Here is a 16,316-nt window from a genome sequence, read left to right on the forward strand (position 1 = left end):
CTGGCCCTACCTCTGGGTCGATGCCACCTACGTGAAGACGCGCGAGGCCGGGCGCATCGTGAGCGTGGCGGTGATAGTGGCTGTGGGTGTGAACACCGACGGTCAGCGTGAGGTGTTGGGCCTGAAGGTCGGAGCTTCGGAGGCCGAGCCCTTCTGGACGGAGTTCCTGCGCAGCCTGAACCGCCGGGGCCTGCGCGGCGTGAAGCTCGTCATCAGCGACAGCCACGAGGGCATCAAGGCAGCCGTCTCGAAGGTCCTGAAGGCCACCTGGCAGCGTTGCCGGGTGCATTACGCCGACCTCCGGGTTATGCCAACATGGCACCGCCCACCGTGCCAGTTGGCACCCGCGGGTCGGCATAGTCAGAGCGACTGCAGGAAGGCCAACAGTGCGTCGGGCGGACGATACCGCCGCGGTTTTCCATCTGGCATTCGAGCGTGCGCCAGCGCGGCTTCCTTGATTCCCAAGTGCGCATGGAGGTACATCGCGGTGGTGTCGACGCGCTCATGGCCAAGCCACAGGGCGATCACCGTGGGATGGACTCCCGCTTCCAGAAGTCGCATCGCAGCGGTGTGCCGAAGGACGTGAGCAGTAACCCGTTTGCTTGCCAGCGTCGGGCAGTGAGTCGATGCGTTGGTCACGTGCAAGGCGATGCGGTGCTCGATCGCGTCGCGACTCAACGGCGTGCCAGTCCGAGTCGCGAATACAGGCGCCGCCGAGCCCGAATCGTGCTCGGTGAGCCAAGCCCGCAAAACTCTTGCAGTCGGCGTCGTCAAGGGCGTGATGCGGTCCTTGCGTCCCTTGCCATGACAGGCAACGTGAGCGCCAGTTCCCAGGTGGACGTCGCTGTGCCGCAAGCCGATCAGTTCAGAGATTCGAAGCCCTGTCTGCACGGCGACCAGAAGCAGGGCGTGATCTCGCCGACCTGTCCACGATGATCGTTCAGGCGCGGCGAGCAGCGCTTCGACTTCGATCTCGGTGAGGAACGCAACAAGTGCCCGATCGAAGCGCTTGGGCAAGATGGCCAGCACCCGTGCGATCGTAGCGGCATGCTCGGGGTGGTGTACCGCGGCGTAACGAAACAGCGAATGGATGGCTGCCAGCCGAGCGTTGCGCGTGCGCACGCCGTTACCGCGTTCGACTTCCAGATGATCCAGGAACGCCCTGATCAACGGCACCTCGAGATCATCAAGATCTAGAAGCGAAGGCGGCTTGGTGAGGCGCTTGGCGGCGAAGCCGAGCAGCAACCGCCATGCATCACGATAGGCTGCTAGCGTCAGTGCACTCGCGCGGCGCTCTCGCAGAAGTCGGTCGGTGAAGAACGCTTGCAGGATTGGGGCGAGCGCACTCATGGCCTGGCCCCCTGATAATCTTCCAGACGCTCGGCCGCCAGGGCAAGCAACTCCGGAGCTGCCGACAGATACCAATAGCTGGCAGCTGGATTGACATGGCCAAGGTAGGTGAACAGCAGCGTGAGGCACTGGGCCTCGGAGCCATTGCGACACGCATCCAGCAGGGTGTTGACGGCAAAGGCATGCCGCAGATCATGGATGCGCGGCCGGCACCGCGTCGAGCGCTGGATGAGTCCAGCTTGGCGAGCCAAGCGTCGGAAGGTCCACTGAACGTTGCAATACAAGAGTCGCGTGCCGGAAGTCGAGATGAACAGCGTCGGCGTCTCTATGGAGGGGAACTCTCGGTCCACGCAGGCAAGGTAGCGATGCAAAGCCTCGACCGTGGTCGGGTGCAATGGAATCTCCCGCGTCTTGTTGAACTTCGCGTGTTCGATCAGCAAGACGCCGTCACCTGCGTTGAAACTGCGCCGATCAAGGCCGATGGCCTCGCCGACGCGCATCCCAGTGACAGCGAGCAGTCCGATCAGGGTCTTGTAAGTCGCCCTGCGTAGCGTTGTGCGCAGCCCATTGGCAGCTTCGACGAGTGCGGCAATGTCGCGTTCGGAGTACAGGTATGGGGTGGCTCGCCGAGGTCGACATGGCAATAGATCCCGCGGCGGCACTTCGGCGCTGGCATCCATGGAGTGCACGTAGGCGGCGAAGGTGCGCACAACAGACAGGCGATCCGCCCGCCAATTGTCGTTTCCGTTCGCAGGCTGGCATGCCCATGCCAGCGCGTGTCGTGTCGTGATCGTCGGTGCATCCGAGGCATCGAGGAATTCGAGAAACTGATTAAGCAGCTTCTCGCTGCGATGCAGCTTGTAGCCCAGAGAGCGGCGCAGGCTCAGGTAGTCGCCAAGTGCTCGGTGTAATGCAGTCATGTCGCACCTCCTGGCCAGGGGCGAGCCAGCATGCGAAGCCGCTCTCGGTCCACCTTGGCGTAGATGGCGGTCGTCATCAATCGGCGATGACGCAGCACTTGGGCAACATCAGGCAAAGGCACCCCGGCGCGCACCATCTCGGTAGCAACGGTATGTCGCAGCCGATGCGCACTCACCCGATCAAGACCTGCGCGTGCTGCTGCGCCGGCCACGGCTTGCGAGACGCCGGACCACGACAGCTGGCCGTGAGGTGCACGCACGCGGACGAACACAGCACGACCTTGAGCCGTCGCGGGTCGACCCTTCTGCAGGTACGCGCTCAGCGCTTGCCCGACGTCTTCTGGGAGGGGCATGCGTTCAAAGCGATTGCCCTTGCCTCTTACCAGCAGTTCGCCTGCGCGCCAGTCGATGTCTTGCAGCGCAAGGAGACGAACTTCGCCAGCACGCATGCCCAGCCGCGAGAGCAGCATCAGCATCGCGAAGTCGCGTCGACCTGCCGCGGTGCGGCGGTCACACGCGGCGAGCAAGCGTCGTACTCAGCCGGCTCCAGAGACCGCGGCAACCCAGCAAGCCGCGAGCCGGCAACCGCTGGAACAAAATTGCCCAGGGCAGCAGATAGTAGGCCCTCGACATGTGCGTAGTTGAGCAAGGAGCGCAGCGCCGTCGTCAAGAGCTTCGCCGAACCGATGGAGCGGCCGCAGCTCGCCTTGAACACGAAGCCATGGACATCACCGGCGTGCAAGTTTGCCCAATCGAGTTCGTCATCAACAAGCCGGCTCGCAACGAACGCCCGCACGATGTCGACATATCCGCGGGCTGAGGCTGGAGTCAATCCGCGCGTGCCGAGCAGGTGCTGGCGGAAACGAGCCAACAGCGCCTCTGCCGGATTCAACGCAGGCTGGCGTACGTGGATCGTCACGCCAATGCCGCGCAGGTAGACCGTCAGGGGTGCCAGCGCCTTCCATGACAGCCACAGTACGTAGCCCTGCAAGCGTCGAGCGTCCAAGAACTCCTTCAGAAGCGAGTCGGTGAGGTCTGCTGCATCGAGGCCTTTGCAGTAGAGCCATCGGCTGAGATGGGCGAGCAACCTGAGATGGTCTGTCACGGGCTTGGGTCTGTACCCCTGCTGCGACAGCTCTGCAGCAAAGCCCTGCGCGAACGACTTGAGCGGCCCGCTCACCCGGACACGGAATGGATTAGCCATGGAACCTCCTTCACGACATGTGAAGAAGGAAGCGTCGCTCAGCAGCGGCCGCTTATGCCGACCTCTTGGACAATGTCACCGCTCTCTGGCACGGCGGGCAAGGCCATGTCGGCATAACCCGGAGGTCGGCGTAATGCAGAGAGTCTTTAGCCGAGCGGCTGCGGCGCGCAGTCGTTGTTTCGGGAGCGAGCGTCCGTCCGCGGCCGGTTGGCTAAAGATCCCGTTGAACTGAACCGCCTGCGCAGCGGTGGTGCTATGGGGATTGAATCAGCAAGAGGCTGACCTGGACCCGTGCAGCTTCGGCGAGTGCTCCTTGGCCGGAATTCTCTCGGCCTGCCAAGTCCTCAGAATGCGTGCGTCGACGACGACGACACGTTGGTGGTGGCATGTCGCCCATGCGCTTTGCGCGGCCATGCACAGGGCTGCCCTTCGCTGCGTGGTGACGCAGGCGCAGGTAGCGACACTGACGGTCCAAGTGTTCATGGCAAGGTAGGAGGCGGGCCTCGCGGCGAGGTGCCAGCCAGGAAGGTTTCGATGCGCATCATCTGGCCACGCCCGCAATGCGGGCAGTCGCGCAATGACACGCCGGTAAGGCGCTGGTACTGGTCACGGTAGTCCGGTGGTTCACCGTCCGACTGAACGACCGGCGCAGGCGTTGCCAGCAACTGCCGGCAACTGCCGGCAATGGTCGAGCTTGGCTTCGCGATAGCGGTTGGCCAGCAGGCCATAGTGACGGATGCGCTGGAATCCTGACGGCAGAACATGCAACAGGAAGCGCCGCACGAACTCTTGTGCGTCCAGACGCATGACCTTGCGCCGCGACTCGTGACGGTAGTCTTTCCACGCGAAGGCGACTTGGCCGTCGGCGAGGTCGATCAATCGGTTATTGGAGATCGCCACCCGGTGGGTGTACCGGCCCAGATGGGCAAGGACCTGCTTAGGACCACCGAAGGGTGCCTTGGCGTACACGACCCACTCGCGATGAGTGACGGGCGCCAAGTAGCTTGCAAAGGCCTGCACGCCCTGTAGCGGCGCGAGGTGTTTGAAGAAGCGCAACGCTCCGCCGTCGAAGGCCTGCCGCAACCGGTTCAGGAACAGGCGCCGGAACAGCCGCGATAGCACGCGCACCGGCAAGAAGAAGCCCGGACGGCAGGCAACCCAGCGCTGACCATCTGCGGCCACGCCGCCGCCGGGTACCACGCAGTGCAGGTGCGGGTGATGCAGCAGGTTCTGTCCCCACGTGTGGAGGATCGAAATGAAGCCGATCTCGGCGCCCAGGTGCCGGCGGTCGGCCGCGATAGTGCGCAGGGCTTCCGCGGCAGCATGGAACAGGATGTCGTAGACCACCGCCTTGTTCTGGTACGCGATCGCCGCGATCTCCTGCGGTATCGTGAAGACGACGTGGAAGTACTCGACCGGCAGCAGTTCCGCCTGCCGGTCTTCCAGCCATCGTGCTCGCACCAGCGACTGGCACTTCGGGCAGTGCCTATCCCTGCAGCTATTGAACGCGATGCGCTGGTGGCCGCAGGCATCGCACTGCTCGACATGGCCCCCCAGCGCGGCGGTGCGGCAGCGTTCGATCGCGCGCATGACACGGCGCTGCCCAGCGCTGATCGTGTCAGCGTGGTCGCGACAGTAGGCAGGCCCGACCTCGCGGAAGATGTCCGCTACCTCGAGCCCGGTGGCTCGCATCGCTGCAGGCTTCAGAACACCGGCGGCGCAGTCGGCTCAGAGGGAAGCGACGGGACCTCGGGCAAGAGGTCCAGCGGGCTGGTCGTCGCGCACACCGTGCTGGTGGCCATCTTCAGGTAACGCGAGGTTGTGGCCAGGCTTCGGTGTCCGAGCAACAGCTATATGCGTCGCACGTCCGTGCCGGACTCGAGCAGGTGCGTGGCGAACGCATGACGCAACGAGTGAGGGGTGATCGGCTTGGCGATGCCGGCCGCACGTTGTGCCTTGCGGCATGCCAGCCCCACCGCATCTGTCGTGATCGGCCGGCCAGGAATGTGTCCCGGAAACAACCAGGTCTTCGGGCGCACGATCTTCCAGTACGAGCGCAGCGCCTCCAGCAACCGGGGCGAGAGCATCACGTAACGGTCGCGGCTGCCCTTGCCTTGATCAACACGCAGCATCATGCGCTGGCTGTCGACGTCAGTCACCTTCAGGTGGGTCGCCTCTGACACGCGCAGCCCGGCGGCGTAGGCGGTGGTGAGGATCGTGCGCTGCTTCAGGCTGTCGACGCACGCGAGGAAATGGGCGACTTCCTCCGGGCTGAGCACGACGGGAAGCCTGAACGGCTTCTTGGGCATCGGGATGTCGTCAGGCATCCAGTCGCGCTTGAGCGTCACCTTGTAGAGGAAGCGCAGCGCCGCTGTCGCGATGCTGACGGAGCTTGGGGCAAGCTTGCGGGTCTTCGTCAGATGCACCTGATAGTCCCGGACCTCCTGCGGCCCGAGGGCCTCGGGTGAACGTTCAAAGTGTCGGGCGTACAGCGAGACCTGTTGCAAATAGGACAGCTGCGTGTTCTCGGCGAGATTGCGAATGCCCATATCCTCGAGCATCCGCTGGCGTAGCGGGGTCATGATGAAGCTCCTTTGAGAGGTGAACGGATGAAGCGCTGCGAACAGCAACTGCATCGTTCTCCATCGGGAACTTCGGGGGAAATGGGCGTGGCGGTGGATTGGCGCCCGCCTGTGTCAGGCACTACCGCGTCAGCGGTTTAGTTCAATGCACCTTCTGCCGACGTCGGCAGAAGGTGCACTTCATGCGCAACGCCCTGGCGCATGCCGGAAAGACCCAGCGGCGTATGGTCTCGGCCGCGATCGGAACGGTGTTCGTGCAGGAATCAGCCGATGCAGCGCGCACGCAATGGCGATCGGTGGCCGACCAGTTGCGCGACAAAGTTCCCCAAGCTCAGCCACCTGATGGACGAGGCCGAAAACGACGTGTTGGCCTTCATGACCTTCCCACGGGCCCACTGGACGCAGATCTACAGCACCAACCCTCTGGAGCGGTTGAATGCCGAGATCAAGCGCCGCACGAATGTCGTGGGCATCTTCCCCAACGACGCTTCAATCACACGTCTTGTCGGCGCGATGATGCTCGAGCAGAACGACGAGTGGTCTCTCAACCGGCGCTACATGCAGCTTGAAGGCTTGCAGACCCTGAGCGACACTGCACCCACTCGGCTGTCCGCAGTGGCTCGCTGAGTACCGTGCATCTCAGCCCTGTCTGGGCTGAAGACTTACACCACGCAATGGGACGTGACCCGCCAAGCAGCTCGCCTGAGCGAACCGGCACGAGCTGCACTCGCTCCAGCGGCTGTGCGGGAGGGAGGCAAGTGCCCTACGGCATCAGGCGCACGACGTCCTCGGTATCCCCATCATCGCGTTCGATGCGGCGCGGGCGCGGCTATAAGTACCTCGGCCAGGTGCAGCGCCAGACCAATCGCAAGTGCCCCAGGGTACGCGCCCGAGTCGAGCACGTCACAGGCGTCCTCAAGCGTGCTTCGGCTTCCCCAAGGTGTGCTACCGGAGGCTGGCCAAAAATGGCAACCGACCCTTTGCGGCGGCCGCGTTGGCCAATCTGTCTACGGTGCAGGCCGCTGCGGGCGATGCCAAGGGCGTAGTACTCCCGCATGTGGGCGCGAGTCGAGAGCTGATGACTCACGAACACCAATTTGCTGCCCGATTCAAGCACTCTGCGTCCCATACGTTCGCGCCTCGGCTCAAAATCCGGGTGTTTAGACGCTCCCTAGACTAGGCGCTGCGCGGCTGCACCTGGCCGCCTCCTCCCCGCGCGGGAGCCTACTGAAGGGCACTCTGATCAAGTCCCCCCTGCAGCGGCTGGCTTGAGGGCGGGCCCTGCGGTGTTGACCCTTCGCCCTGTGCCGGGATGACAAGCCCGACAGGGGCTGAACGCGATGCTTCAGAGCCTTGGCGGGTTGTGCCGGTCTGTGTTCGTCGGCAAAATCACCGAGCGTCTGTTCACCCACTCGAGGAGCGCGCCAATGAATACCTTGGAATTCGGGCACTGGCTGCGGGCGGCTGCCTCGGTAGCAACTGCAGCCGGTTTTCTCCTTGCCGCAAACACTGCATTCGCAACCCAGCAAGCGCAACAGCGTCAACAAGGTCGGGCTGTGAATCAGGGGGCCAAGCATGACGCTCGCACGGGCAAGCAAGACTGCAGGGCGGCGAACCAGACCAGCAATGCCCAATGTCGCCAGGACAAGCGAGACACCAAGCAGGAAGGCCGACAGGACAAGCGCGACATCAAGTACTGATTGGTTGCTGCAGGCGGGCATTCGCCGCCCATCGAGGGAGGGCATGTCCCGGCCAGCTGAAGCGCATGGACTCGTGTCGGGATTGCTGCCGACGGCACGCTGGTGACACGTTGAAAGGATCATCAGTGCCAATTTAAAGATCAAAACTGACAAATTGAAGGGAAACCGACAGCTGGTCGGCGCCGTAACGCTTGCGGTGTTGAACCTCTTCTTCATGCTCATGACGCGGTACATACGTTGTTCAGTTCGAGACTTCGATGTTGCTGGCGCGCTACGGAGGGATTTGCCAGCCACGTTAACTGAAACAACAAGTATCTGCGCTGTCTCTGGGAGAGTGGCAATTTGGTTGCATTTGCGCGGCCACCCTGGCTTGGCCGCATCTATCTTTTGGAACCGATCTGGATCGGACTGAGGCTCTCGTCAACCACACCAACATGAGGAGTTTTCGATGTTCGATCGACGCACTTTCGCCGCTTGCTGCGTGCTAGCACTCCCGTCCGCCGCCTGCCTAGCGCAGAACACCTTCACGGCAGACACGTACTACGATAACCGCTGGTACATCACGCCCTTCGCGGCATATGTCCATCCGGACAGCAATCACAACGCCGAAAACGGTTGGGGCGGAGGATTCGCCGTTGGCAAGCCGATCAGTCCCTACTGGAACATTGAGCTGCGCACCCAGTACGAGCAGCTCGATGGCAGGCTCGACACCACCCGTGGCATCTTCGACACCCAAAACAAATACAAGAACTGGAGCGGAACGATCGACGCGCAGTGGTTCTTCCTGGGCCGGCAAGGACTGAATCGCTGGCAGATGAGGAGCGTGCAGCCCTATCTGGTGGGCGGAATCGGCGCCATCGACAACAAGGTGGAGACGGCCTTTGCCGCCAGCAGCAGCCATACCAGTTTCATGGCCAACGCGGGCCTGGGTATCGTCTGGCCGTTCGCCTCCTGGGGCCGCCTGGTGACCGACGTACGTTACCGCTATGTCGACAACGCCAACAACACCAGGCTGTCGAGCCGGAACAACATGAACGACTGGCTGTTCACGGTGGGACTGCAGATCCCCCTCGGGGCAGCCCCGGTCGTTGCACAGGCGTTGCCGCCGTCGGCGCCGCCAGCCGCGATGGCCCCGCCACCGCCACCGCCACCGCCACCGGTGCGCAACTTCTCGCTGTCGTCGGACGGCACCTTTGAGTTCGACAAGGCGGTGTTGACCCCTGTGGGACGCACCCGCATGGACAGCCTGCTCCAGGAACTCAAGTCTGCCGGCTTCCAGGCACGTTCAATCGTCGTCGTCGGGTACACCGACCCGCTGGGAAAGCCCGAGTACAACCAGCGCCTGTCGGTGGCACGGGCGAACGCTGTTCGCGACCACATGGTGGGCGCGGGCGTGCCGGCCAACGTGATCCAAACCGAAGGCCGTGGCGAGACCGAGCTCAAGATCACGGAAGCCGATTGCAAGGCGCAGGGCCAGGCGAAGAGCCGCACGGCGCTGATTGCCTGCCTGCAGCCGGACCGTCGCGTGGAGATCCGCGCCACGGGCGAGCAAGCGCCGTAGGTGGGCTTCGGCGCAAGCGCGGGCGAAATGCAACGCGCTCGTCTCAATGTGGTCGAACCGCTGATCGACCATATCGGTGAACGGGCTCCCATGCTTGCACCTGATCGTTGCGTCCCGCATGGACTTCATGCCGGCAGTGACTTTCACGTGCTTCCCCGCCTCTTGCGGGGGTCCGCATGCTGCCACCCTGCAACGGGTTCTGTCGCAATAGCAACCCCGGCCCGAGCATTGGTGCGCTGTCCGTGTGGCTCAGAAAGCCAGCGTGTAGAACTTCGCTGCTGCGGACGAGGTTTGGTCTTCGAGGCAATCCATTTGCCCCTTCCTGATCATGTGCATCGTCTCGATCCCGGTGATGAGCGCTCGCGCGGATCGGAATGACTTGAAGCCGAGCATCGGCCGCACGATGCGTTGGACTGCCCGATGGTCTTGTTCGAAGATGTTGTTGAGGTATTTCGACTGGCGCATCTCAATGTCCGCCCCGGAGTCGGCTCGAATGCTCAGGATGGCGGCCGTGTTGGCGCCGCTCTTGTCAATCGTGATCGTCTTGGTCACCCCGTGCAGACCGATGGCCTGCTCAAAGAAGCTCCGTGCGGCAGCGTGGTCTCTCTTGGCACGAAGCAGGAAGTCGATCGTATCGCCGTCGCGATCCACGGCTCGGTACAGATACTTCCATTGGCCAGAGACCTTGATGTACGTCTCGTCCATCCGCCAACTCGTGCCCACCGGAGCTTGCGTCGGCGAAACGCTACGGCCAGCACGGGAAGGATCTTGATCGACCAACGATGAACCGTCGCGTGATCGACGAGTACGCCGCGCTCGGCCATCATCTCCTGGATATGACGGAAGCTCAAAGGGTAGGCTGCATACCACCGCACACAAACCAGCATCACCTCCAGCGGGTAGTGCATCCGCTTGATCACCTTGCGCAGCGCTTCAATCACCGTTTCATACCTGACATCATCCGGCCTTCAGGGTACCAGCGTCAGCTTATTGCGACAGAACCCGTGGAAGCGCATGGCGAAGATTGCTGCTTACTGGTTGCCCGCACCACGCGTACTTCATTCATGGCCGAGCGAGCGCTTTGCCATCATACACCCGAGGTAGGAGCCGGATGCCGAATGTGGCGCCGGCTCATATGTGGCGCCCAGCGGCGTTTGTCTTGGACCCGAGATCGCTGAACACCACATAAAGTTCGACTCACAGCGACCTGAGGAACTGCATGATGTTCCTGTCGGTGCGCCACTGCTTGCTTCGCGCCTGTCCGGCGGTGACCTCGCACTTGGCAAGTGCGCGTGTCTTACCCTCCAGGTCGATTTCGGCGTACACGTTGGTTGTCTCGAGCGAGGCGTGACCGAGCCACGCCCGCACGGTATTGATCTCGACGCCGGAACTCAGCAGGTGTGTTGCCGTCGAATGACGAATGCAGTGCGGGCTGACCCTCTTCGTCGCGAGCGACGGCATGGCCTCTTGTGCCCTCGCCGCGGTGCGTTCGACCAACGCGTGCACACCGTGCCGCGTCATGGGTTCGCCACATCGGTTGAGGAAGACCTGCTCCTTCGGCGGGCGGTCGTTCACCAGGGCACGCAGCTCGCGCACAGTCGCCGGCCACAGCGGGCATTGGCGACGTTTGCGACCCTTGCCGAGGATGTCGACGCTCGCGTGATCGAGATGGAGATCGCCGATGGTCAGGTCCGACGCCTCGCTGGCGCGCGCACCCGTGTTGTAGAGGAACAGCAGGAGCGCATAGTCGCGACGGCCTTGCGGCGTGCGACGGTCCGGGGTTGCCAGCAGCGCATCGATCTCCGCCTTGTTCAGGTATGGCACGGCCGCGTGAGTACCCTTCTTGTAGGGTACGCAGCGCACTTGCGCGCACCACGAGATGTGCTCGGGGCTGTGCTCGCCGATAAATCGAGCCAGGGCGTGAATGGCGCCAAGTCGTTGATTGCGCGTGGCGATACCGCAGCCGCGACCGGTCTCCACGTTGCCAAGGAATTCGCGGACCACCTGAGCTGACATGTCGACGACATCCAGGCGATCCACGGCCTTGTGCAAGCGTGCCGACACGAATGGCAGCAACTGGCACAACGTGTCTCGGTAGCTGCTTCGCGTGTTCGCCGCCAGGTTGCGCTCGCTGACCAGGTGCTCCAGCAGGAATCGGCGGATCCAGGGGCCGAGGGCAGGCGTCTCACGCATGATCGGTTCCCCCGAAGACGAACCGCTCGAACCGCAGACAAGCTTGCTGCAGAAGCTCTGGCGTCATGGAGAGGTAGCGCTGCGTGCCGGTGATGTGCACGTGGCCCAGATACGTCGCCAACTGCGGCAGCAGGCGCTGTACGTCAGCGCCCTCGCGATACCAGTGCACCAAGCGCGTCAGGGCGAACGAATGACGAAGGTCATGCAGCCGAGGTTGATATCGAGCCCCGTCGTTGCGACGCACCCCGGCTTGCTCGCGCAGCTGCTTGAAGGCTTCTTCGGCGCCAGCACGCGAGACGCGCTGGCCCCGACGTGTCAGCAGGAATGGGGCGTCCGGGTCGGATGGCGGACGCTTGAAGCGCTGTAGCGCGTACTCGCGCAGCACCTCCGTCAGATCGGTGCCGATCGGTACGAGCCGCGTCTTGTAGAACTTCGTCTCGCGAACTTGCAGCACACGCTCGTTCAGATCGACGTCGGCCAAGTTCAGGTGCAGCGCCTCGCTGATGCGCAGTCCCGTCGCGTACAGCAGCAAGAGCAGCGTTCGGCTGGTCGACGCGTCAATGTTGCAGCGCGTCCGTGCGGCTGCGGCCTGAAGAAGCAGTTTGATCTCGGCTTCCGAATAGATGTAACCGGTAAAGGCCTGTGGACACTTGGGCGCACGCGGCGGCAACGGCACGGTGCGGACGTAACCGCGCGCGAGGCAGAAGCGGTAGAAACCGGTGAGGACACCGAACTTGCGATGCCAGAACAGCGTCAACGGTCCGTTGCCATCCAGGAATCTGCGCACAAGCTCCGGCCCAACGCGATCGAAGTCGACATCGCCCACGGACTTGCTGAATGACTTGAGCGTGCGCGCCTCGGTTGCGAAACGCATCCCGAGGGATTGCTTGTAGACCACATAGGCCGATACCGCATGATCGACCTTCATAGCAGTCCCCGCAGACTGAAGTCGGCGACTTCGCGCAGACCAAGCAAATCCACCTTGGCGTAGGTGCGCGTGGCGAAGGGACTGCGATGGCCGAGGTGATCGCCGATCTGCTTGAGCGACAGTCCCTCAGCGACAAGATGGGTCGCGCAGGCGTGTCGAAGCGCGTGCGGCCCCTGCCGCGGACAGTGAATGCCCAGGGCCTGCATACGTGGAGCCACCAGGTGGTGCAGGCTACTGGCAACCAGCGGCCGCACCGGAGCCTTGATCGTCAGGAACAGGCTGCGCAACGCGCAGCGAGGCCGAACCTGCTGCAGGTAGCGAAGGATCGCCTCGCCGACGTCGGTGGTCAGCGGGTAGTCCTGCTTGCAGCGCTGCTTCGGGCGCGTGACGTGCAGGATGTCCTGCTCCCATCCGATGTCGTCAAGGGTCAGCGCAACGACCTCGCTGCACCGCAGACCGTACACGGCGAGCAGCAGCAAGATGGCTCGGTCACGAATGTCCTGCGGTCGGTCCGTGTCGGTGCTCGCGATCAGCCGTTGAACGTCCTCCCACCGGGGACCCACCGGTAGCGCCTCATGTTTAAACAGGCGCGGCCCTTCGATCCCGGCGGCAAGTTCCTGGCCGCACCGACCAGTGGCGCCCATGTGAGAGTAGAACGATCGCAGGGCAGTTGCCACCGACGCGATGGACACACGGCACCACCCCTGGGCGCCTCGAAGCACCAGGAACGTATCGACGTCTTCCAGTGTGGCGGCGTCGGCCGAGCGATGCTGATCGTCGAGCCAGGTGAGAAACGCCCGAACGTGCCAGCAGCGATTGCTGATGGTGTGCCGCGACAGCCCTCGTTCGAAACGCATGCAGGCAGCGAACTCGTCGACCACATCTGCGCCAGGACCTCGCGTTGCGGGCGCGGCTTCAAGCTGCCCCAGGAAGCGCAGCCAGTCGGTGGCGACCTGCACAAATCTCTGCCGGCTATAGCGCGCGGTGCTGACGCGACCACGCCGACGCTGATGTCGTACCCAACGGCCAGCGGCAGTTGCGATCTCCTCGGGCGAGATCATCCGCGCTCCGTTGACGTCCAAGTGCTGCGCGACGATCAACACCTCGCTCGCCAAGTGCAGCACCGACTCACGCGCAGCACCTCCTGCTGCGCAGTGCTCGACAAAACGATCGCGATCTTCGGCAGCGGGTCCATCTAGGTGGCGAGCCAAGACACGCGAATACCGATACAGGCTCTCGAACATGGGCGGATCTCCGTGGTGAACTGGGGGATCCGACAGTACGGTGGAAGAAATTTATGTGGTGTTCCGCGACCTCGAGTCCAAGGCAAACGCCGCTGGGCGCCACATATGAGCCGGCGCCACATTCCGCATAAGATGTGGTCGACCACATCCTATGCGCGAATTGGGCACGTCCGGATCTGTGCGGGGGGTGCTCGGCAACGGGCATCCCTACCGCGATCCCTGCGCCTATTGCAAGCTTTTTTCGGTGACGTCAAGCGGTCTGCCTGCATGTATTCGGCTTGCCGGTGGGCGCGTCGAAACATGCCCGCAGCCTCGATGACAGTTCTGGCCATAGATCCGCCTTCAGTTCAATAGCGCAAGCCTACCGGAGGTGCGATTTGCACCAGAGCCGGCTTTAGTTGGCGTCAGCACGAGAGCCCGCAAGCGTGGGGCACGTCAAGGTGCAACTGCGGGAAGAGGTTGCGGTCCAGTTGCAGATGAGGCGCCACCAGTGGCTGGAAGCAATACAGTGACGCGCTGAAATTGATAGGCTGGGGCCCTCTGAAGAGCTTCGGCGGCGGCAGCGTCGTATGTGACCGCGATCGCTTGTTGATGTCCCAGCAAGTGGTGTAAGTTTTCTTTTACTCGCTGCACGGCAAGGCGCGTAGGGCGTAGCCCGAAGCGGCTTGCCGTGCAGCGCCGCTCTCTTCGGGGGTGGTCATCGTGAAGTCCGGATAAGTTTGAGGTGCGACCCACCAAACTTGTCTTGAAGGAAATCACAATGACCAACGCCACTATGGCATTAGCCGAGCTCGCCGAGAAGGGAGCCGACATCGACGTGCTGCGCCAGATGGTGCAGTTCATGGCCCAGCGCCTGATGGAGCTCGATGTCGAAGGCCGCTGCGGCGCCGCCTACGATGAGAAGAATCCCGAGCGCCTCAACAGCCGCAATGGCTACCGCGAGCGCACCTGGGACACCCGCGCCGGCAGCGTCGAGTTGAAGATCCCCAAGCTGCGCCAGGGCAGCTACTTCCCCGAGTTCCTGGAGCCCCGGCGCACCGCCGAGAAGGCCCTCACCGCCGTCATTCAGGAGGCCTACGTGCAAGGCATCTCCACCCGCTCGGTGGACAACCTGGTCAAGTCGCTGGGCATGAGCGGCGTCTCCAAGAGCCAGGTCAGCCGCCTGTGTGGCGAGCTTGATGAGCGCGTCAATGCGTTCCTTGGACGCCAGATCGAGGGCGACTGGCCCTACCTCTGGGTCGATGCCACCTACGTGAAGACGCGCGAGGCCGGGCGTATCGTGAGCGTGGCGGTGATAGTGGCTGTGGGTGTGAACACCGACGTCAGCGCGAAGTGCTGGGCCTGAAGGTCGGCGCATCAGAAGCCGAGCCCTTCTGGACGGAGTTCCTGCGCAGCCTGAACCGCCGTGGGTTGCGCGGCGTGAAGCTCGTCATCAGCGACAGCCACGAGGGCATCAAGGCAGCCGTCTCGAAGGTCCTGAAGGCCACCTGGCAGCGTTGCCGGGTGCACTTCATGCGCAACGCCCTGGCGCACGCCGGAAAGACCCAGCGGCGCATGGTCTCGGCCGCGATCGGAACGGTGTTCGTGCAGGAATCGGCCGATGCAGCGCGCACGCAATGGCGATCGGTGGCAGACCAGTTGCGCGACAAGTTCCCCAAGCTCAGCCACCTGATGGACGAGGCCGAAAACGACGTGTTGGCCTTCATGACCTTCCCGCGGGCCCACTGGACGCAGATCTACAGCACCAACCCTCTGGAGCGACTGAACGCGGAGATCAAGCGACGCACGAACGTCGTGGGCATCTTCCCCAACGACGCCTCGATCACGCGTCTGGTGGGCGCCATGATGCTCGAGCAGAACGACGAGTGGTCTCTCAACCGGCGCTACATGCAGCTTGAAGGCTTGCAGACCCTGAGCGACACTGCACCCACTCGGCTGTCCGCAGTGGCTCGCTGAGTACCGTGCATCTCAGCCCTGTCCGGGCTGAAGACTTACACCATCCACCGGGACGTAACCGATCGCTTCTGCGCGCGCGAACAAGTCGCGGGGTCGGAGTTCCCCTATCTCAAGTCGTGCAGGTCGAGTGCGTACCGGGCTTATTCGAAACCATTCGTATGTGACGTGATGGATGCCAGCCCTTGCCACCAAACTTTCTAGCGTGGGGTGATTCGGCATCAAATACCGATTCATGTGAGCCAGATCTCTTGCGACTTGCGCCCTAGCCGTTTGCCCGCTGCCGCGCGGAATTTCGAGCGTGTCCATGGCGACTATATGAAAATAGTTGAATGCGCTAACAGGCCGTTGAAAAACCGCTCATTGGCACGCGTTTGCTCCTTGCAATTCGGACTCGGGTCTTCATCCAGTACGTCGGGTCACGCGAGGGCGGTGGAATCGAGTCCGCGCAGCGGCATTCATGCGGTTCCATGGGGTCATTTCGGTGCTCTCACCGCTCATTGCACCCATTGCGGGCGCAGGTTGGCCAAGTTGCGCAGCCGCGTGAGGTTGTAGGCAGTCATCGTCAGCGTCAGAAGCTGGTCGACCTTATCCAGTCCTTGCACCATCACCTGCCGGATTGGTCCGATTGCCTTGCCCCAGCCGAAGCACTGTTCGATTCGCTTTCTCTTGCGTTGGCTG

Annotated in this window: 11 protein-coding genes and 5 pseudogenes; 5 read left to right on the plus strand and 11 right to left on the minus strand. The window is 62.9% G+C overall.

The genetic code is table 11. From position 1 onward, the window contains the following. Nucleotides 1–292, plus strand: a pseudogene (locus WKW82_RS38485) (transposase); the annotation flags it as partial. A gap of 68 nt (nt 293–360) precedes the next feature. On the opposite strand, the gene WKW82_RS38490 reads toward WKW82_RS38485, so the two are convergent. The 6 genes and pseudogenes from WKW82_RS38490 to WKW82_RS38515 all read right to left on the minus strand — a co-directional run bounded on the left by WKW82_RS38490 (nt 361) and on the right by WKW82_RS38515 (nt 6,110). Continuing rightward, a complete protein-coding gene (locus WKW82_RS38490) occupies nt 361–1,350 on the minus strand; it encodes a tyrosine-type recombinase/integrase (RefSeq protein WP_340348502.1) in 990 nt (329 codons plus the stop codon). Beyond that, nucleotides 1,347–2,270, minus strand: a complete 924-nt coding sequence (locus WKW82_RS38495; RefSeq protein WP_340348503.1) for a tyrosine-type recombinase/integrase — start codon at nt 2,268–2,270, stop codon at nt 1,347–1,349. The genes WKW82_RS38490 and WKW82_RS38495 overlap by 4 nt, the downstream gene beginning before the upstream one ends. After that, a complete protein-coding gene (locus WKW82_RS38500) occupies nt 2,267–2,746 on the minus strand; it encodes a tyrosine-type recombinase/integrase (protein ID WP_340348504.1) in 480 nt (159 codons plus the stop codon). Before WKW82_RS38500 ends, WKW82_RS38495 begins: the two co-directional genes overlap by 4 nt. Further along, on the minus strand, nt 2,740–3,474 hold the full coding sequence (locus WKW82_RS38505) for a site-specific integrase (protein ID WP_340348505.1): 735 nt from the start codon (nt 3,472–3,474) through the stop codon (nt 2,740–2,742). The genes WKW82_RS38500 and WKW82_RS38505 overlap by 7 nt, the downstream gene beginning before the upstream one ends. Before the next feature lie 479 nt (nt 3,475–3,953). After that, nucleotides 3,954–5,166, minus strand: a pseudogene (locus tag WKW82_RS38510) (IS91 family transposase). Between the two features lie 158 nt (nt 5,167–5,324). After that, on the minus strand, nt 5,325–6,110 hold the full coding sequence (locus tag WKW82_RS38515; protein WP_340348506.1) for a tyrosine-type recombinase/integrase: 786 nt from the start codon (nt 6,108–6,110) through the stop codon (nt 5,325–5,327). A 107-nt stretch (nt 6,111–6,217) separates the two neighbouring features. Between WKW82_RS38515 and WKW82_RS38520 the strand changes: the two are divergent. The 3 genes and pseudogenes from WKW82_RS38520 to WKW82_RS38530 all read left to right on the plus strand — a co-directional run. Beyond that, a pseudogene (locus WKW82_RS38520) lies at nt 6,218–6,683 on the plus strand (transposase); the annotation flags it as partial. 800 nt (nt 6,684–7,483) lie between these two features. After that, nucleotides 7,484–7,756: a hypothetical protein gene (locus WKW82_RS38525; protein WP_340348507.1), complete on the plus strand. Its 273-nt coding sequence runs from the start codon at nt 7,484–7,486 to the stop codon at nt 7,754–7,756. Nucleotides 7,757–8,204: 448 nt separating this feature from the next. Continuing rightward, entirely contained in the window at nt 8,205–9,317 is a 1,113-nt protein-coding gene (locus tag WKW82_RS38530; protein WP_340348508.1) for an OmpA family protein, read from the plus strand. 249 nt (nt 9,318–9,566) lie between these two features. On the opposite strand, the gene WKW82_RS38535 is transcribed toward WKW82_RS38530, so the two are convergent. The 4 genes from WKW82_RS38535 to WKW82_RS38555 form a co-directional block, all read right to left on the minus strand. Continuing rightward, nucleotides 9,567–10,225 (minus strand): IS6 family transposase gene (locus WKW82_RS38535; RefSeq protein WP_340348512.1). Its coding sequence is split into 2 segments (ribosomal slippage): nt 9,567–10,045 and nt 10,045–10,225, totalling 660 coding nucleotides; the frame shifts between segments, so codons are not numbered across the junction. 289 nt (nt 10,226–10,514) lie between these two features. Next, nucleotides 10,515–11,510, minus strand: coding sequence for a tyrosine-type recombinase/integrase (locus WKW82_RS38545; protein ID WP_340348509.1), 996 nt, complete (start codon nt 11,508–11,510; stop codon nt 10,515–10,517). Further along, nucleotides 11,503–12,438, minus strand: a complete 936-nt coding sequence (locus WKW82_RS38550) for a tyrosine-type recombinase/integrase (RefSeq protein ID WP_340348510.1) — start codon at nt 12,436–12,438, stop codon at nt 11,503–11,505. Before WKW82_RS38550 ends, WKW82_RS38545 begins: the two co-directional genes overlap by 8 nt. Beyond that, a complete protein-coding gene (locus tag WKW82_RS38555; protein WP_340348511.1) occupies nt 12,435–13,682 on the minus strand; it encodes a tyrosine-type recombinase/integrase in 1,248 nt (415 codons plus the stop codon). Before WKW82_RS38555 ends, WKW82_RS38550 begins: the two co-directional genes overlap by 4 nt. Before the next feature lie 760 nt (nt 13,683–14,442). On the opposite strand from WKW82_RS38555, the pseudogene WKW82_RS38560 reads away from it, so the two are divergent. Beyond that, nucleotides 14,443–15,638 (plus strand): annotated as a pseudogene (locus tag WKW82_RS38560) (IS256 family transposase). 494 nt (nt 15,639–16,132) lie between these two features. Here WKW82_RS38560 and WKW82_RS38565 read toward each other — a convergent pair. Continuing rightward, nucleotides 16,133–16,316, minus strand: a pseudogene (locus WKW82_RS38565) (IS5/IS1182 family transposase); the annotation flags it as partial.

It is taken from the genome of Variovorax rhizosphaerae (genome assembly GCF_037889975.1).
GTDB lineage: Bacteria > Pseudomonadota > Gammaproteobacteria > Burkholderiales > Burkholderiaceae_C > Variovorax > Variovorax rhizosphaerae.